The 16,787-nt window shown below is 61.8% G+C and carries 18 protein-coding genes; 12 read left to right on the top strand and 6 right to left on the bottom strand.

Annotated features, from left to right (window positions below):
• Positions 1-8: 8 nt before the first annotated feature.
• Positions 9-1,004 carry a 4-hydroxythreonine-4-phosphate dehydrogenase PdxA gene (gene pdxA, locus KY459_07595; GenBank protein ID MBW3564573.1) on the bottom strand — a complete coding sequence of 332 codons (996 nt, stop codon included), beginning with the start codon at positions 1,002-1,004 and terminating at the stop codon, positions 9-11.
• Between the two features lie 77 nt (positions 1,005-1,081).
• Here pdxA and KY459_07590 point away from each other — a divergent pair, with 77 nt between their 5' ends.
• The 4 genes from KY459_07590 to KY459_07575 all read left to right on the top strand — a co-directional run bounded on the left by KY459_07590 (position 1,082) and on the right by KY459_07575 (position 3,809).
• On the top strand, positions 1,082-1,861 hold the full coding sequence (locus KY459_07590) for an electron transfer flavoprotein subunit beta/FixA family protein (GenBank protein ID MBW3564572.1): 780 nt from the start codon (positions 1,082-1,084) through the stop codon (positions 1,859-1,861).
• 8 nt (positions 1,862-1,869) lie between these two features.
• Positions 1,870-2,841: an electron transfer flavoprotein subunit alpha/FixB family protein gene (locus KY459_07585; GenBank protein MBW3564571.1), complete on the top strand. Its 972-nt coding sequence runs from the start codon at positions 1,870-1,872 to the stop codon at positions 2,839-2,841.
• A 65-nt stretch (positions 2,842-2,906) separates the two neighbouring features.
• Positions 2,907-3,302 (top strand): DUF488 family protein, encoded by a 396-nt coding sequence (locus tag KY459_07580; GenBank protein MBW3564570.1) that lies wholly within the window; start codon positions 2,907-2,909, stop codon positions 3,300-3,302.
• A gap of 3 nt (positions 3,303-3,305) precedes the next feature.
• On the top strand, positions 3,306-3,809 hold the full coding sequence (locus tag KY459_07575) for an SET domain-containing protein-lysine N-methyltransferase (GenBank protein ID MBW3564569.1): 504 nt from the start codon (positions 3,306-3,308) through the stop codon (positions 3,807-3,809).
• Here KY459_07575 and purL read toward each other — a convergent pair.
• Both purL and KY459_07565 read right to left on the bottom strand, forming a co-directional pair.
• Positions 3,806-6,091 carry a phosphoribosylformylglycinamidine synthase subunit PurL gene (gene purL / locus KY459_07570; protein ID MBW3564568.1) on the bottom strand — a complete coding sequence of 762 codons (2,286 nt, stop codon included), beginning with the start codon at positions 6,089-6,091 and terminating at the stop codon, positions 3,806-3,808. The two genes, KY459_07575 and purL, sit on opposite strands and share 4 nt — an antisense overlap.
• Before the next feature lie 14 nt (positions 6,092-6,105).
• On the bottom strand, positions 6,106-6,462 hold the full coding sequence (locus KY459_07565) for a LytTR family transcriptional regulator (GenBank protein MBW3564567.1): 357 nt from the start codon (positions 6,460-6,462) through the stop codon (positions 6,106-6,108).
• Positions 6,463-6,573: 111 nt separating this feature from the next.
• Here KY459_07565 and KY459_07560 point away from each other — a divergent pair, with 111 nt between their 5' ends.
• The 5 genes from KY459_07560 (at position 6,574) to KY459_07540 (ending at position 11,013) form a co-directional block, all read left to right on the top strand.
• Positions 6,574-7,878, top strand: coding sequence for a cation:proton antiporter (locus KY459_07560; protein ID MBW3564566.1), 1,305 nt, complete (start codon positions 6,574-6,576; stop codon positions 7,876-7,878).
• 75 nt (positions 7,879-7,953) lie between these two features.
• On the top strand, positions 7,954-8,538 hold the full coding sequence (locus KY459_07555) for a bacterioferritin (protein ID MBW3564565.1): 585 nt from the start codon (positions 7,954-7,956) through the stop codon (positions 8,536-8,538).
• 77 nt (positions 8,539-8,615) lie between these two features.
• Positions 8,616-9,389 (top strand): class I SAM-dependent methyltransferase, encoded by a 774-nt coding sequence (locus KY459_07550; protein ID MBW3564564.1) that lies wholly within the window; start codon positions 8,616-8,618, stop codon positions 9,387-9,389.
• A gap of 43 nt (positions 9,390-9,432) precedes the next feature.
• Positions 9,433-10,251, top strand: coding sequence for a 3-hydroxyacyl-CoA dehydrogenase family protein (locus KY459_07545; GenBank protein ID MBW3564563.1), 819 nt, complete (start codon positions 9,433-9,435; stop codon positions 10,249-10,251).
• Positions 10,252-10,269: 18 nt separating this feature from the next.
• Positions 10,270-11,013, top strand: coding sequence for a class I SAM-dependent methyltransferase (locus KY459_07540; protein MBW3564562.1), 744 nt, complete (start codon positions 10,270-10,272; stop codon positions 11,011-11,013).
• A 42-nt stretch (positions 11,014-11,055) separates the two neighbouring features.
• Here the strand turns inward: KY459_07540 and KY459_07535 are convergent, their stop codons facing one another.
• Entirely contained in the window at positions 11,056-11,307 is a 252-nt protein-coding gene (locus KY459_07535) for a GlsB/YeaQ/YmgE family stress response membrane protein (GenBank protein ID MBW3564561.1), read from the bottom strand.
• Between the two features lie 103 nt (positions 11,308-11,410).
• Here KY459_07535 and KY459_07530 point away from each other — a divergent pair, with 103 nt between their 5' ends.
• Positions 11,411-12,505: a 6-phosphofructokinase gene (locus tag KY459_07530; protein ID MBW3564560.1), complete on the top strand. Its 1,095-nt coding sequence runs from the start codon at positions 11,411-11,413 to the stop codon at positions 12,503-12,505.
• A gap of 16 nt (positions 12,506-12,521) precedes the next feature.
• Positions 12,522-13,319: an enoyl-CoA hydratase/isomerase family protein gene (locus tag KY459_07525; protein MBW3564559.1), complete on the top strand. Its 798-nt coding sequence runs from the start codon at positions 12,522-12,524 to the stop codon at positions 13,317-13,319.
• Between the two features lie 53 nt (positions 13,320-13,372).
• Here KY459_07525 and KY459_07520 read toward each other — a convergent pair whose 3' ends face one another.
• Both KY459_07520 and KY459_07515 read right to left on the bottom strand, forming a co-directional pair.
• Complete coding sequence (locus KY459_07520; GenBank protein ID MBW3564558.1) at positions 13,373-14,797, bottom strand: hypothetical protein; 1,425 nt, start codon at positions 14,795-14,797, stop codon at positions 13,373-13,375.
• 6 nt (positions 14,798-14,803) lie between these two features.
• On the bottom strand, positions 14,804-15,574 hold the full coding sequence (locus KY459_07515; GenBank protein MBW3564557.1) for an ABC transporter permease: 771 nt from the start codon (positions 15,572-15,574) through the stop codon (positions 14,804-14,806).
• Between the two features lie 119 nt (positions 15,575-15,693).
• Here KY459_07515 and KY459_07510 point away from each other — a divergent pair, with 119 nt between their 5' ends.
• Positions 15,694-16,425 carry a PilZ domain-containing protein gene (locus KY459_07510; protein MBW3564556.1) on the top strand — a complete coding sequence of 244 codons (732 nt, stop codon included), beginning with the start codon at positions 15,694-15,696 and terminating at the stop codon, positions 16,423-16,425.
• The last annotated feature ends 362 nt before the right edge of the window (positions 16,426-16,787 follow it).

Here is a 16,787-nt window from a genome sequence, read left to right as displayed (position 1 = left end):
CGCGGTTTTCACCGTTCAGCCTCGAGCTCCCGGCTGCGAGCCAGCGCCCACTCGATGGCGTAGCGCATCGGGCCGGCGTCGGCGATTCCCTTCCCTGCGATGTCGGGCGCCGTACCGTGATCGGGAGAGGCGCGGAGGTAGGGAAGCCCGAGCGTGACATTGACGGCGTCGTCGAAGTGAAGCGTCTTGACGGGAATCAACCCCTGGTCGTGGAACATCGCCATGACCACGTCGTACCGCCGCAGTCGCACGAGATGAAACACAGTGTCCGCCGGAAACGGGCCGCTCACATCCATGCCGGCGTCCCGCGCCATCTCCACCCCTTCGCGGATGATCGTCTCCTCCCGCCCGAATGCTCCACCCTCTCCGGCGTGCGGGTTCAGAGCTGCGACCGCGATACGAGGGTTTTTTCCGAAGAGCCTCGAGATCTCGCGGGTCGTAAGGCGGGCGAGATCGACGATTGACGCGGCCGATATCGACCGGATCGCATCGGCGAGCGGCTCGTGCACCGTCAGAAGGACGACTCGAAGGGTCGGGGAATCGAAGAACATCGCGAAATCGCGACCGTATCGCGCGAGCCCGGCTCGTTTCGCGAGCAGCTCGGTGTGGCCGGTAAAGTCAGGCGCAACCTCGCGAATCGCGGCTTTGGAGATCGGTCCCGTAACGAGCGCCCGGGAGTCGGCGGCCAGCGTCGCGGCGAGCTCGATGGAGCGGAGCGCCGCGAGACCGGTCGTACCGTCGTGAACGCCCGGCTCGAGCCGGTGCTTGCCGGACGTTGCAACGTCGATGACCGCAAACGCTTCGTCCGAGCGCGGGAGCTCATCGATGCGCCGCGGCTGCACCGCCCACGGCTCGATCCCGCAGGCCTCGAGGCTCTGCCGGGTCAGGTTCCAGTCGCAGACGATCCGGATCGGGCATTCAGCCTCGATGCTCTCCAGAGCGAGGGATATGATCTCCGGGCCGATTCCGGCCGGATCGCCGGCGGAAATGATGAGAGGCTTCATCCGGTTGGAGCCGCGTTGAACGCTCTGAGAGCGAACCCTTTCATGCGTGGGCGGTCTGCTCGCGAGGAGGAACCCCCTTGAATTCTGTCGTTTGCATCACACACGTTCCGGATACGGAATCGAAGATCTCGATCTCCGCCGATGGTACACGAATCGAGGAGAGCGGCCTCAAGTTCATCGTCTCTCCGTACGACGAGTTCGCGCTCGAGGAAGCCGTCAAACGGATGGAATCGGGCGAGGGGGAGGTGACCGTCGTCACCTTCGGACCCGACCGGGCACAGCAGGCACTTCGCGAGTGTCTGGCTCGTGGCGCGACGAAAGCGATTCACATAAAAGGCGAAGTTTCGCGAGCCGACTCGCTCGGAATCGCGAAAGTTCTCGCCGCCGCAATCCGCGACGTTCCGCATGATCTCGTCTTCCTCGGGAAGCAGGGCGTCGGCACGGACAACTCGCTCGTGGGACCGATGCTGGCGGAGCTTCTCGACCTTCCCCAGCTCAACGTCGTGACCAAACTCGAGGCGGGCGATGGAAAAATCATCGGCCATCGCGAAGTGGAGGGAGCGGAGGAGATCATCGAGTCCTCGCTGCCGGCGCTCGTGACCGCGCAGAAAGGTCTGAACGAGCCGCGATATGCCTCGCTCAAGGGGATCATGGCCGCCAAGAAGAAACCGATCGAAACGAAGTCCCTGGGTGATCTCGGTCTCGACGAGAGCGACGTTTACGACACCCGGGTGAGGTTTACACGCTTCGAATTGCCTCCGGAGAAGTCTGCCGGTCGCCGGATCGAGCCAGAGGATCCGGCAGCGGCTGCAAAGGAAATTCTCGATTTCATCCGAAACCAGGCGAAGGCGATCTGAGGTTCGATATGGGTAACGTACTGGTCATCTGCGAAACCAAAGACGGAGAGTTGCAGAAGTCCTCCGCCCAATGTCTCACCGCGGGGCGCGAGCTCGCCCAGGCGATGGGGGGTGAGCTGCACGCCACTGCATTCGGTTCGGCGGCCGAGAGCCTGGCCTCCGCAGCCGGAAGCTACGGCGCCACGAAACTCTTCGTGGTGGGCGACGGCGCGCTCGATCAATACCAGACCGAGACGTGGACCGCGGCTACGGCGGCGGTGATCGAACAGGCGTCTCCCGACGTCGTTCTGGTGGCTGCAGCCTCTTCCGGACGGGATCTGGCTCCGCGGCTCGCGGCGCGGCTCGACTGCGGCGTTGCATCCGACGTCACGGCGCTCGAGTGGAACGAAGGCAAGCTCGTCGTCCGTCGTCCGGTGTACTCCGGGAAGGCGATCGCCACAGTGGAGGTCGAATGCAAACCGGCCATCGCGACGGTTCGGATGAACGCGGTTCCGGCAAACGAATCAGGTTCGGGGCCGGCCGAGGTCGTCACAGTCGACCACGACGTCGTGACTCCAAAGGCCCGAGTCACCTCGGTCGAGCAACCAGAAGCTGGCGAGCTTTCGATCGCCGAAGCGGACATCATCGTGTCGGGAGGGCGAGGACTGAAGGAAGCCGACAACTTCAAGCTGATCCGCGATCTCGCGCATGCGCTGGGGGGGGCGGTGGGAGCCTCGCGCGCGACCGTCGACGCCGGGTGGATCGACCATCAGCATCAGGTCGGCCAGACGGGAAGGGTCGTCGGGCCGAATCTCTACATCGCATGCGGCATTTCGGGCGCGATCCAGCATCTCGCAGGGATGCGCTCGTCGAAGCACATCGTCGCGATCAACAAGGACGCGGAAGCTCCGATCTTCAAGATCGCGGACCTCGGGGTGGTCGGGGACCTCTTCGAGATTGTCCCGGTGCTGACCGAGGAAGTTAAAAAGGCGCGGCGCTAGTGTCGAAGATGGAGGATCCGGCCGCGGGACAGGAATGATCAAGTCTCCGTCTGGGAGGTGAGCTCGTGAGTATCCGCGTGTTGCAGCTCGGCTCGGACCGGCAACCGGGAGAAGGGCTTCGGATCGGGGCGGTCCGCCGCCCTCCGCGAGGGGTCCCGAAGGAGCGCTTTTCCCTCGACAACTGGTACGACGTCTGGCTTCCTCAGCTTGCTCCCGCTCCCGAGCTCGTGAAGCAGGCGCAGGCGGCAACGTCGTCCTCCGAGTGGCGCACGTTCGAGAAAAAGTACGAAACGGAGATGAAGAGCGCGGACAACGCGCGGCTGATCAGGCTGCTGGCAGCGCTGTCGCGGCAGACGGATTTTTCGATCGGCTGCTATTGCGACTCCGAGACACGGTGTCATCGCTCGGTGCTGCGGAGACTCCTCGAAGAGCAAGGTGCGGCTGTAGAGAAAGAAGGATAGGCGTTGACGAGCTGGTTCAGTCCGAAGACCGAAAAGCGGCTGAGCGGGATTCAGGGAAGGGGACTTTTCGCGAAAGCCGACATCCCGGCGGGCGAGATCGTCGCGGTGAAAGGGGGTGCGATCATGAGCGCGGACGAGCTCGCACTCATCAGATCAGAGGTGACGCCCGCCGAAATCCAGATCGAGGACGACCTCTACATCGCTCCGAGAGGAGCCGCCGGGGTGGAGTCGAACATTCTCTGTCTGAACCACTCCTGCGATCCGAATGTCGGCGTTCGCGGACAGATCACGTTCGTCGCGATGAGTGATGTCCCGGGCGGTGCGGAACTGACGATCGATTACGCGATGATCGATGGCGATCCATCGGAGCGGATGGACTGCACGTGCGGCTCCGCGAATTGCCGCAAAGTGATCACCGGTAACGACTGGAAACATCCGGACCTTCAGCGGAAGTATGCGGGCTATTTTTCGCGCTACATCCAGGATCGGTTCGATCTCGGCTCTTAATCCGAGTGCGCGACCAGCTCGACGCCGTCCGCCCGGCCGGTGAGGATGTCATCCGGGGTTGCGCCCGCGAGATGATCGGACAGCGCTTCCGACCAGATCCGCTTCATCGAAGGGACGGTTGTCCGGATGAGCCTCGATCCACTCCTGTCGATCTCGAACAGACCATGCAGCGTGGTCCCAACCGTCCTCGCCGCGATTCGATGACTGGCTGAGATCGCTAGGACCCGGTCGAGATTTGCGGCCGGAAGGGAGAGAACGACCCGGCCCTGAGTCTCGCTGAAGAGAAGCGCAAGATCGTCGAGATCGTCGCCATACCCGGTCAGGTCGATCCTGCAGCCGATTCCTTCCATCGATGATTCCGCGAGCGCGATCGCGAGTCCGCCATTCGAGATGTCATGCGCGGAGGAGAGGAGCCGCTCCGCGGCCAGCTCGTTCAGAAGTCTGACGAGACGCCGTTCGTGATCGAGATCGACAGCCGGAGGCCGGGCACTGAAATCGGGATCGAGCAGCTGCAGAAGCTCCGACCCTCCGAGCTCGTCTCTCGATTCGCCGAGAAGGACGATCACCTCTTCGTCCTCGCGGAATGCTGACGGGACGGCGAGCTCCGGACTCTCGAGGAGGCCGACCATCCCGATCGATGGGGTCGGAAGAACGGCGATCCCCTCAGTTTCGTTGTAGAACGAGACGTTACCCGAAACCACCGGCGCCTCGAGCGCGATACAGGCTTCCGAGATTCCGCGGATGGCCTCGGCGAACTGCCACATGATCTCCGGTCGCTCCGGAGAGCCGAAGTTCAGGCAATCCGTGATCGCAAGCGGAGTCGCGCCGGAGCACGCGACGTTTCGGGCGGCCTCGGCGACTGCCTGCTTTCCTCCTTCATAGGGATCGAGCGCGCAGTAGACCGGATTGACGTCGGCGGTGAGAGCGAGTGCCCGCCCGTTCTCCTTGATCCGGATGATGGCGGCATCGGAGCGTTCCGGACCGTAAATCGTGTTGGTCCGGACGCTCGTGTCGTATTGCTCGTAGATCCAGCGCCGGGAGCAGAGATTCGGGGAAGCGAGCAGGCGTAGGAGAAGCCTGGTCGCATCTTCTTCGATCTGGTCGGTACTCCACGTCGGGGGAAGATCGTCGGCGCCGGCGGGCCGCTGGATCGGACGCTCGTACACGGGGGCCTGCGACGAGATCGGCTGAACCGGAATCTCGCCGGCGAGCTCCCCGAACCAGTAGAGCCGGACCATCTCGTCATCGGTCACCTCGCCGATCACGGCTGCGTCGAGCTCCCATCGTGCGAACACCTCGAGCACCTCGGCCTCGCGGCCCTTGCCGGCGACGATCAGCATCCGCTCCTGGGACTCGGAGAGCATCAGCTCGTACGGAGTCATCCCTTCCTCGCGCATCGGGACCCTGTCGAGATCGAGACGGATTCCGGTGCCCGCTCTTCCGGCCATCTCGAACGAGGAAGAGGTGAGACCGGCGGCTCCCATGTCCTGAATCCCGACGATGGCGTCGGTCTGCATGAGCTCGAGACACGCCTCGAGCAGCAGCTTCTCGGTGAACGGATCCCCGACCTGAACCGTCGGTCGCTTCTGCTCGGACTCGCTGTCGAACTCGGCGCTCGCCATCGTGGCGCCGTGAATTCCGTCACGTCCGGTCTTCGAGCCGACATAGATGACGGGGTTTCCGACACCCGAGGCGAAACCGAGGAAGATTCGGTCGCGGGGAGCGGTGCCGAGGGCTAAGACATTGACGAGAATATTGCCGTTGTAGGCGGGGTGGAACGACGTCTCGCCTCCGACTGTCGGGACGCCGATGCAGTTGCCGTAACCGGAAATGCCGCGGACCACGCCGTCGACGAGGTAGCGCATTCGGGGAGCGTCGATCTCACCGAAGCGAAGCGAGTCGAGGCATGCGATCGGACGTGCACCCATCGTGAAGATGTCGCGCAGGATTCCGCCGACACCCGTGGCGGCGCCCTGATATGGCTCGATGAACGACGGATGGTTATGTGATTCCATCTTGAAGGCTGCGACCATTCCGTCGCCGATGTCGACGACTCCGGCATTCTCGCCGGGACCGTGGATGACGGCGGGACCGGTGGTTGGAAAGTTCCGGAGGTGGACGCGGGATGATTTGTACGAGCAGTGTTCCGACCACATGACGGAGAAGATGCCGAGCTCCAGCAGATTCGGTTCGCGGCCGAGGATGGAAAGGATACGGTCGTACTCGGCGGAGCTGAGGCCGTGGGCGGAGACAGTGTCCGCTGTGATCGAAGTCGATTGCATCGTGCGTTGCGGGTTCAGCCTCGGAAGCGCTCGAGCAGTGAGGTATAGCGATCGCGGCTGACGGGAACGACGGCGCCTCCGTCGGTCGACATCACGCACTCCCAGTCGCGGCCCTGATTCCGGCGCCGCACCTGGTGGAGGTGATCGAGATTGACGAGATAGCTCCGGTGAACGCGGAGAAAGTTGGCTTCGGAGGCGAGAATCGCCTCGGTCTCCGCGATCGAGCGGACGTCTCGGATGGCGGGACCGGAGGCGAGAATGATGCGGGTCTCATCCGCCTCCGCTTCGACCAGGACGACGTCATTCGCGTCGATTGCCTGGCGCAAGCCATCACTCACGTGCGCAAGAAACTTCAGTCGTCCTCTGTCCATCCTCAGGTTCGTGCTCGCGGAAAAGTATATTCGATTCGAAAACGAGAGAACCTGCGGAGATAGGCCGGGCTCTCTCATTTCGGCAAGATCCCTGCTGTACAATCCGGCCCGATGACACTGCCAGAGTCATTCCTTTTCGTGCCGGGCCTTGCAGCCGTGACCGAGGGCGAAGCAACCAATGGAACGATGGGAGTGGGCCAGTTTCTCCTGGTTCTGATTGCGATTTATGCGTCGGCAAAACTCTTTGGTGAGCTGGCCGAGCGAATCGGCCAGCCTGCGGTGCTGGGAGAGCTGGTGGCCGGGCTGGTAGTGGGTATTTCCGGCCTGGGGCTGGTCAACCCTGCCGATCATACGATCCATCTCCTCTCAGAGCTCGGAGTCATTCTTCTTCTTTTCATGATCGGCCTCGAGACGGATCTCGGGAAGCTCCTGGAAGTAGGGGTTTCGTCGGCGCTCGTCGCGCTCGTGGGGGTCGCAGCGCCCTTCGCTGCCGGATACTTTACCGCTCACGCGCTCGGTCTCCCGACGCTGGTTGCAGTTTTCATGGGTGCTGCGCTGACGGCGACGTCGGTGGGGATCACGGCCCGGGTGCTGTCCGATCTGGGGCACCTCCATGCCCGGGAGAGCCAGGTCATTCTCGGGGCGGCGGTCATCGACGACATTCTCGGCCTGATCATCCTGACTGTGGTCAGCGCACTGGCTCGCGGCGAGGATCTCGGCCCAGTCGCGGTCACCAGGATCACGCTGATCGCGTTCGGATTCGTCATCGTCGCGATCGTGCTGGGTAACTTCCTTGCGCCGTTTCTGATTCGGTTGATTGCAAGGCTTCGGGTTGCAAAGGCTCTGTTCTTCGCGTCGATCATGTTCGCGTTCGCACTTGCCTACCTCGCCGAGCTGGCGGGTTCGGCGCTGATCATCGGGGCATTTGCAGCCGGGCTGGTTCTGGCAAAAACCGACAGGGCGCCACAGATCGAAAGGGAAGTACACGACCTCGCGCAGTTTTTCATTCCGATCTTCTTCGTGTCGGTCGGTGCGGCGATCGACCTGAGGACGATGAATCCCTTCAATCCTGAGATGAGGCAGTTCGTCGTCGTGGGCGTCGTTCTCACGCTCGTCGCGATCCTCGGAAAGGTCATTTCCGGCTGGGCTGCGGTCGGTAAGGGGCTGCGTAAGCTGGTGATCGGAGTCGGGATGGTACCGCGAGGAGAAGTCGGACTGATCTTCGCGCAGATCGGCCTGACGGTCGGCATTCTCAACGCCGGCCTGTACAGCTCGGTTGCCATGATGGTGATCGTGACGACATTCATCGTGCCACCGATGCTTCGGAAGTTGCTCAGAGCCCAACCGCCCAGTGGGCCGCCAACCGGAAATCTGAGCCGCATTACCTCTGACGCCCCACAGGACTACCCGCGGTGATCCACGGCATGGCTGGTGCAGGTAAGGGCTTCCACATTACTTTTTGGAGGTCAGTTGGCGAAGAAGAAAGATAAGGTGACGCCGTCGAGCGACTCGAAGCGCTCAAAGCCCTTTCTCGCAGATATCGAGGCGATTCGGAAGAGGGCGCGACAGCACATCGGCCAGGGTTCCGTGACGGACGCCTACAAGGCCGATCGAGAGACGGTGCTGCGACTGCTGAACGAAGCGCTGGCGACCGAGCTCGTGTGCATTCTTCGTTACAAGCGTCATTATTACCTCGCCAAGGGGATTCATGCCGAATCCGTCGCGGCGGAGTTTCTCGAGCATGCGAATGAAGAGCAGATGCATGCGGACTCGATCGCCTCGAGAATCGTTCAGCTCGGAGGCAAGCCGAATTTCGATCCGGATGGCCTGGCGAGCCGGTCGCATTCCGACTATCACGCCGGAGATGATCTGGTGGAGATGATGAAGGAGGACCTCGTCGCCGAGCGGATCGCGATCGAGACCTACTCCGAGATGATCCGTTACATCGGCGACGATGATCCCGTGACCAGGCACATGCTCGTCGAGATCCTGGCGAACGAGGAGGAGCATGCAGACGATCTGGCGAGCCTGCTCGAGGGAATCGACGATAAGTGGAGACGGCCCGGGAGGGCTTGAAATTTGAACCTCTACCGGTCGAGTTTGGCTGAGAAGGCCCGCTGACGGCCAGCTCACGGCCGCCTGAGAAAAACCCCATGTCCCGCCCCGACAAGACAATCTTTCGAGCTCTCGACGACATCCTTGCCGGATTCGACGTAAGCCACGATTTCGGCCGGAGGGAGGCGTACGAGGCGTCGATCGACTACGCTCGCAAGAACCTGATCGATCATCCGCAACGAGACGAGTTCGTCGCGCAGGCCGCGCAGCGGCTCGGGTTCGTCGCCACGTCATTCGACGCGATCCTCGCCAGAAGACGCCTCACCCGTGGGACCTGGCTCGACGTCTGGATCTCCGACATCGACGAAGAGGTCGCAGTCACGGGGACACGCGAAGGGATTCAGTATCTGATCGATCTCTTGGTACGTCTCAGAGACTCCGATTCGTCCGGTGAGCACTTCCACCTCGATCGCGGGGCGATACCGATGACCGATGTTTCCGCGAACCTGATTCTGTTCAAGGAAGACGAAAGCTGGTTCACCGACGAGGATGCGACGGGATCATTCGAGCCGTATCCCCAACGGGAGATCGATCCGGCGAACGTCCATGCCCTTCAGATCATCCACTTTCCGCCGGAGGATTATCCACTTTCGGCGAATCGCCTCTATCGCGTGATCGACGTGGCGCCGGGAGACCCCGACGACGACCGTTGCAAGGAGCTCCCCGGCGGTGATCCGTCGCGGTATTTCAAGTTCCGGTTTACCGGCGACGAGGGAGAGCCGACCGAGTTCACTTTTCATCTCGACGACCCGGGGCTGAACTTCTTCACGCACCGCGAGATCATGGGGCTCGCGTTGAAGTCCATCGATTGAGGAGAAGGTCGTGACGCAGGTGAGCGTGGTCGGCAGTGGCACGATGGGGCGTGGAATCGCCTGGCTTTCCGCTCTGTCGGGCTACGACACGATCGTTTACGACGTCGAGAGTGCCCGGCTCGATGAAGCGAGGTCCTGGGCGGAACGCGCGCTCCGAACCGGGGTCGAAAAAGGGAAGATCGAAGAGAAGGACGGCAGGTCGTCCCTGCAGAGGATGAGGTGGTTCGACAGCCTCGAAGAGGGAGTCAGTGGCGCAGACGTCGTCATCGAGGCAGTGCCGGAAGACCTCGAGCTCAAGCGGGAGCTTTTCGCGCAGATCGACCTTTTCTCTCCCTCGGAATCGATCCTCGCCAGCAACACCTCGTCAATCTCGATCACGCTTCTCGCGAAGAACGTCGAGCGGCGGGACCGGTTCATCGGATTGCACTTTTTCAACCCCCCTCATCTGATGAAGCTTCTCGAGATCGTGGTCGGCGAACGGACCTCGGACGCGACGGCTCGCCAGGCGGTCGAGTTCGCCCGGAGTCTCGGACGTGAGCCGATCGTCGTCAGGGACAGCCCCGGATTCGCCACCTCGCGGCTCGGGGTGGCGATCGGTCTCGAGGCGATTCGAATGCTCGAAGAAGGAGTTGCATCCGCTGAGGACATCGACAAGGCGATGGAGCTCGGTTACCGACACCCGATGGGCCCGCTGAAGTTGACGGATCTGGTTGGACTCGACGTGCGGCTCGGCATTGCCGAATACCTGAGGAAGCAGCTCGGCGAGAGGTTCGAGCCGCCGCCGTTGCTCCGCAAACTCGTCTCCGAGGGCCGGCTGGGACAGAAGACCGGCGCCGGCTTTTACGACTGGCCTGACGAATAGCCGGTTCGGCGGCTGAGAGTGGAAGCGTACGGTAATTTTGCCCTGGCGTACGACGAATCGCTCGGAATCCGGTTCCACCGCTCGCTCGAGCAGTTTGTCCCGAAGTTCCTTTCCCGCTACGGGATCAGGCTCGAGGCTCCTCATCTCGATCTCGGGTGCGGGACGGCCCTCGCCGGCGGGCTTTTCGGGCGGCTCGGGCTCGCAAGCTCCTCCGGGCTGGATCTCTCCTGGCGAATGCTCGATCTCGCCCGTTCCCGTACCGGCCGGCTGGTTCGCGCGGATATGCGGCGTATCCCGATTCAAAGCGGGAAAATGCTCACCGTCACGTGCTTCTACGATTCTCTCAACCATCTCGACGCAGCCGGATTCGCCAGGACCGTCCGGGATTCCGCACGTATTCTCGGCCCGAACGGAACGCTCGTGTTCGATCTCACGACTCGTGAGGCCTACGAGGAGGTCTGGAGTGCGCCGGAACCGTGGTGTGACCGGGGAGCGCATCATCGGATCGAGATCATCACCAGCTGGAACCCGGAGGGAGGGACTGCGATCGCCGCGATTGCCGGCCGGGTGGACCGTGAAGGGAAAACCGTCGAGATCCGCGAAACGCGGAGGCAATGGTGCCATGATCCAGAGCGCGTGCGGCGGGTACTGCGGGAAGCAGGGTTCGAGCTGATCGCCGAGGAGAGCTTCGATCCTTATGCAACCGATTCCGTGCTCGGCGCGTCAAAGATGGTTTACGCAGCAAGAAAAAGAGCGAGGTGATATGCCTCGCTCCTTCCTTTCGAGCTGCATCAGTGATGGTCGTCAGACCGTTTTGCGCCCGACCGCCATCCGGTAGATCAGAAGCAGAATGATCGCGCCGATCACCGCACCGATCAGACCTGCCGGGCCCCCTTCGGTTCCGAGAAGCATATTTCCCAGAAAGCCGCCGAGGAACGAACCTGCGATACCGAGGACAATTGTCATGATCCATCCCATCGGATCCTTGCCAGGCATCAGGAACCGGGCGATCACGCCTGCGATCAGACCGAGTATCAACATCCATATGATATTCATGGTGAGTCTCCTTCCGTTGGTCACGAGTCCGGCATTCGTGCCGAACGTGGTGTGTCTTGGCAACGACGGTGCCAGAGGCGGCTGAATTGCAAGGAATCGCGCCGTGCAAAAAAGAATCGGAGTATTGACCGGTGGAGGGGACTGTCCGGGGCTGAATGCGGTAATTCGGGCGGTCGTGAAGGCGGGAATCAACGATCACGGGCTGCAATTCGTGGGGTTTCGGAGGGGATTCGAGGGTCTGATGCAGATGGATACGGTCGTTCTCGACGCCGAAACGATCAAGGGAATCCTGGCTCGCGGTGGAACGATTCTCAAGACTTCGAACCGCGGCGACCCTTTTTCGTGGAACCCGAAAGGGGAGGAGCCGGCGGACCGCTCAGGCCAGGCGGTACGAAATCTCGAGAAACTGGATCTCGACGGCCTGATCGTCATCGGTGGAGACGGAAGCCTCACGATTGCGAACAGGCTCAGCGAGAAAGGCGCCCGGATCATCGGCGTCCCGAAGACGATCGACAATGACATCGCCGCGACCGATTACACCTTCGGTTTTGCGACGGCGGTGAGCATCGCGACGGAAGCGATCGACCGCCTGCACTCCACGGCCGAAAGTCACAACCGGGTCATGATCCTCGAGGTGATGGGTCGGAACGCGGGGTGGATTGCCCTTCACTCCGGAATCTCGGGAGGTGCGGACATCATCCTGATCCCGGAGATCGACTACGACCCCGACTGCGTCATCGCGGGGATCGAGGAGAGGGCTCGAAGGGGCGCGCAGTTCGACATCATCGTCGTGGCTGAGGGAGCGCGCCGGGTCGGCGGGGACGAGACCTATCGGGACGTCGCGACCCGACGGCTCGGCGGTGTGGCGTACACGGTGGCGGAGGAGATCCGGGGAAAGGTGCACCCGGAGGTTCGGGTCACGGTGCTCGGGCACGTTCAGCGGGGCGGCTCGCCCATCCCCTGGGACCGCCTTCTGGCAACGCGGTTCGGTGTTGCTGCAGCCCGCCTGGCAGCGAATGAGGAATTTGGTAAGATGGTGGCTCTTCGAGGCGACACGATCCAGCCTGTCGAGCTGCGTGACGCCGTCGCTTCTCCGAAGCACGTCGACCCCGAGGGGACGCTCGTACGAATCGCTCGCAGCCTCGGGATCAGTTTCGGAGATGAAGAAAGGCTCACTTCCCGAGCAATCCAAACATGAGGAGAATTCTTAGCAAATGAGTGGAAACCTCGTCGATTACCGGTTCGAAGATGGAGTCGCCGTCATCGAGCTCAATGACCCCCCTGCCAATACCTATACGTACGAAATGAACAAGGAGCTGGATGCGGCCATCCTGGAGGCCAGGATGGAGGATTCGGCCCACGTGATCGTTCTTCGCGGCGCGGGAGAAAAATTCTTCTCGGCCGGAGCGAACATCAAGATGCTGGGTGAAGTCACTCCCGGCTTCAAGTATTTCTTCTGCCTTCACGCCAACGAGACCCTCCTGCGACTCGAACACACACCGAAGCTCGTCATTGCCGCGCTCAATGGTCATACGGTCGGTGGGGGGCTGGAGATCGCGATGGCCGCAGACATCCGAATCGCGAAGAAGGGTGCCGGCAAGATCGGTCTGCCCGAGGTCAGCCTCGGGGTTCTTCCCGGTACGGGCGGGACTCAGCGACTCTCCCGAATGATCGGAAAGTCTCAGGCGATCCAGATGATGACCGAAGGTGGACTGATGGAGTTCGAGGATGCCGAGAAGTTCGGTCTGGTCAACTATGTCTGGGAGGACTCGGACGAGAAGAGCTGGTGGGATCGCGTCATGGAGTACGCCCGCGACTTCTGCCCTCCGAACAAAGCCTCGAAGGCGGTCGGAAGGATCAAGAGGGCGGTACAGTCAGGGTGGGAGCTTCCGATGGAGTCCGGGCTTGCCCTCGAGCGGGAGCTACAACAGCAGCTGTTTCAGAGCGAGGATGCAAAGGAAGGTCTCGGCGCCTACAATCAGAAACGAAAAGCCGCTTTTTCGGGCAAATAGTCTCAGTCCCGGGCCATTTCAGGAGGCGTTCCGTCATACGGGCCGCCTCTTTTTCATCGGGCTCCGAGGGTGATCAGCGCCGTCTCGATGCCGATCTGAACCGGCACGCCACCCGATTTGCGCTCCATCTCGATCTCGCTCAGCCTTCGCAGACACTCGAGCAGTGTCCGCTCGCCATATCGGCCGGAAGTGACGGTCTCGAACTTCTTGTAAAGGGGAAAAGGGTGCATCCGTTTTCTCAGCAATCCACGAGACTCGAGATCGTCGAGCAGGGCGTCTGCCATCGTGTCCCTGAATCGGTTGTAGCCTCCGGTGCTCCGGATTCCTTTCAGCCGGCACCAGGACGCGATGGCAACGAGGACGCGAATCTCGTCGGCGAGAGTCGGAACGAAGGACCCGAAAGCGAATTCTTCCGAGGTAGAGGTTTTCTCCCGTTTTGCCTGGATCACGAGATCTCTCAGCTTCTCGATCGCTTCGAGTGGTTTGCCTTCCGACACGAGCGAAGTCATCTCGAATCGCGCGCCCCCTTCGCGGCGATGAAGCTCACTCGTGACGATTGACGACGTGACCCGGCCGCCGACGCCCGCGAAGGCCGCAAGTCGTCTGATCTCCGATGCGACGAGCGCCAGATCCGGAATTTCACTCGAGTACTTGTCCTGGAGAACGCTGTCGACCCGGAGGAGGTCGCGGATTGCTGAAAGCGCCTGGGGCTCGAAAGTGACTTCCCACTCTGCCGTCACTTCGTCGATCGCGCTTTGGAGAGCCAGATCGAAGGTCTGTCTGGAGAGGTCGCATCGGATCACGACCCCTGCTTTTTCGATTGCATCGACGGTTGCCGAAGAAGCGGGTATTTCGCCGGTTCTGATGGCGAGGTGTGCGCCGGGAGCTCCTCCTTCGGTGATCATCGCGCCGAGGATCGCGGCGTCTGCTTCGCCTCGCGAGGCCGTTCCCCCGCTCTGTCTGGCGAACTCGAGCATCTCTACGATCGTTTTTCTGCTGATGCCGGAGCCGAGGCCATCGATGATGTCGGAGTTGGATTGCTGCAGAGTCAACCCGGCGAGTCCAAGTGCGTGCATGAGCCGGGCGGAGGAGGTCTTGCGCTTGCGATCCGTTCGAGCGGTGTCCCACCCTTTCGCCGCCTTGTCGACGAGCTGATCGAGCTCCCGGGCGGTGACGAAGGCATTCACCTCGGGAACGAGCAGGACACGCTTCGCGGAGAAGAGGCTCGACGTCCGGTAGGACTCGGCGACCCTTGCGAGATCGGCACCTTCGGGCCAGGGCTCGATTTGGACGGCAGGATGACTCTGCTCGATCGCCGCGGTCAGAAGAGCCCACGCCTTCGTGACTAGAAAGTCGTTGTTTCCTCCGACGAGAATCACAGGGGGCAACGTGCTGCGGATCTTTTCGAGCGAGGTTTCGAGGTTGAAGGCGGAAGCTGCGGGCCTGGTCTTACGGGAGGTCTTCTTTTTCGGGGCCATTGAAGTTCAAAAGAGGAGTTTCGTGAGGAAAAAGTCCGTGAGCAGGATGATCAGAGATGCGCTGACCACGGCCGCGGTGGTCGACCGGCCGACTCCCTCCGCCCCGCCTCGGGTGAAATAGCCTCGAACGCAGCCGGTGAGGGTCAGGATCAGACCGAAAAAGGCGGCCTTGATCAGGCCACTCCAGAGGTCGTTCAGCTCGAGGAACTGAAAGCTGTTGTGAATGTAGACGACCGAGTTCGCTCCGAGAAGCTTGACCGCGACGATGTACCCGCCGAGCATGCCGAGACCATCTCCGAGAATGGTGAGGAACGGAAGCATGACGATGCCGGCGACGACACGTGGGACGAACAGGTAGTGGACCGGTTCGGTTGCGAGCGCTTCCAGAGCGTCGAGCTGCTCGGTGACCCGCATCGTACCGATCTCTGCGGCCATCGATGACCCGACCCGTCCGGTGACCATCAACCCGACCAGGACGGGCGAGAGCTCCCGGAGCATCGACAGTGCGACGACGCTTCCGACGAAATCGGTCGCGTGCACACGCTGGAAGCCGGTGAAAGTCTGGAGCGCCATGACCATCCCGGTGAACATCGTCGTGAGCACGACGACCGGGATCGAGTCGACACCGACTCGCACCATCTGGCGGAACCATTCGCCGATCGCGAACGGAGGTCTGAAGGTCCAGACGGCGGTCCGACCGAGCATCTGGAACCAGAGCCCGGTCTCTTCGAAGAACCTGATGAAGTAGGCTCCGATTCTCTCGATCATCGACATCACGGGGCCGGATCATAACCCGATGTGGATACACTATGGTCCTGATCTAACGTCCTCCGGTATGGGTTTCGAAAGCGAAACTGGTAGCTGGTCCCGGCATTCGGGATGAGTCAGGCGTGCAAATGTCCTATTCGAAACAGCGAGCCGTAGAGCGAATTCAGCTGAGCATACCGATCCTGGCGAAGATCAACTCCGCCGAGGTGGCGCTGATGGATCTGAGTCTGCTCGGTTGCCGGGTGGAGAGTCATTTCGCCCTGAAGACGGGTGCGCGCGTGGAGATCGATTTCAGCTGGGGTGACGAGGAGTTGACGCTTCGGGGCGATGTCGTCCGCTGCAAGTTCGCGAGCGGCGACGAAGGGGTGATCTACAACACCGGGATCCGGTTCGACCCGAAGGACGGTAGCCTTCATCATCCGCAGTTGAGGGAGATCATCGCCCGTCAACTCGAGCGTGCTATCGAGGAACAGAAGCTGAACGCGAGGGGAGACCTGGCGGTGATTCTCGAGGAGATGCCGATATTCAACGTCGGCGGTACTCTTACGCAGAGCAAGAAGCAGCTGTCGTCGATCTATGAAAAGTCGCTGAGCCTGTTGCCCTGGCTCAGGATCGCCAGGAAGCGAGGCTATCTTCGAGTCTCGCTCGAAGATGGTCGGTGGAGAAAAGTCCGAACACAGGCCGCCTATCAGCCTCAGCACGGGTTCACGGTCTGGGCTTACGAAGATCAGGACCAGATCGACCGGCTTTGCAAGGTCTATCAGCAGGCCGACGACGAGACGCGCAAATTGATCCGGCTCTGTGCCGAGCTCAGCCTCGACATCGACGACTCGATTCAGCCGCAGCGTTTCAATCCGTAGAAGTACAAGCGGGGTCGGGGGGGTAAATTGTAAAAAAAAAAAGTGGGCCCGCAACCCTTAGAAAAAAGCGACTGTAAATAAAATATAAATACCCACCCCCCCCCCGCGGTCAACCAAACGCCCGCGATTGGCCCGCCCCCACGCGCGCCCCTTCGTGGTGGACCACGCTCGCGCCCTGCAGCGCGCCGTGGGGGAGGTGGAGTGCTGGGCGGTCGTCCCCGGCGTGCGTGCGCGCCGGTCTCGACCACGACCGTCGGGCACGACCGGGCTGGAAGTCGTGAAGCGCGCACCACGGGTTCCGTGGCGGCTGTCGCGCCGGCGTCCGGGGTCCGCCCTGCTCTTCCTCGCCGGTTGGCTGCACG

It is taken from the genome of Acidobacteriota bacterium (assembly GCA_019347945.1).
In the GTDB taxonomy this organism is placed as follows: domain Bacteria; phylum Acidobacteriota; class Thermoanaerobaculia; order Gp7-AA8; family JAHWKK01; genus JAHWKK01.
Note: the sequence above shows the minus strand (reverse complement) of the source record. Positions and strands in the feature narration are given on the sequence as shown.

Coding starts and splice junctions, on each gene's coding strand:
- purL (MBW3564568.1), bottom strand. CDS start 6,091: ATGCAATCGACTTCGATCACAGCGGACACTGTCTCCGCCCACGGCCTC.
- KY459_07550 (MBW3564564.1), top strand. CDS start 8,616: ATGTCCCGCCCCGACAAGACAATCTTTCGAGCTCTCGACGACATCCTT.
- KY459_07545 (MBW3564563.1), top strand. CDS start 9,433: ATGGGGCGTGGAATCGCCTGGCTTTCCGCTCTGTCGGGCTACGACACG.
- pdxA (MBW3564573.1), bottom strand. CDS start 1,004: ATGAAGCCTCTCATCATTTCCGCCGGCGATCCGGCCGGAATCGGCCCG.
- KY459_07535 (MBW3564561.1), bottom strand. CDS start 11,307: ATGAATATCATATGGATGTTGATACTCGGTCTGATCGCAGGCGTGATC.
- KY459_07525 (MBW3564559.1), top strand. CDS start 12,522: ATGAGTGGAAACCTCGTCGATTACCGGTTCGAAGATGGAGTCGCCGTC.
- KY459_07510 (MBW3564556.1), top strand. CDS start 15,694: ATGTCCTATTCGAAACAGCGAGCCGTAGAGCGAATTCAGCTGAGCATA.
- KY459_07560 (MBW3564566.1), top strand. CDS start 6,574: ATGACACTGCCAGAGTCATTCCTTTTCGTGCCGGGCCTTGCAGCCGTG.
- KY459_07585 (MBW3564571.1), top strand. CDS start 1,870: ATGGGTAACGTACTGGTCATCTGCGAAACCAAAGACGGAGAGTTGCAG.
- KY459_07520 (MBW3564558.1), bottom strand. CDS start 14,797: ATGGCCCCGAAAAAGAAGACCTCCCGTAAGACCAGGCCCGCAGCTTCC.
- KY459_07565 (MBW3564567.1), bottom strand. CDS start 6,462: ATGGACAGAGGACGACTGAAGTTTCTTGCGCACGTGAGTGATGGCTTG.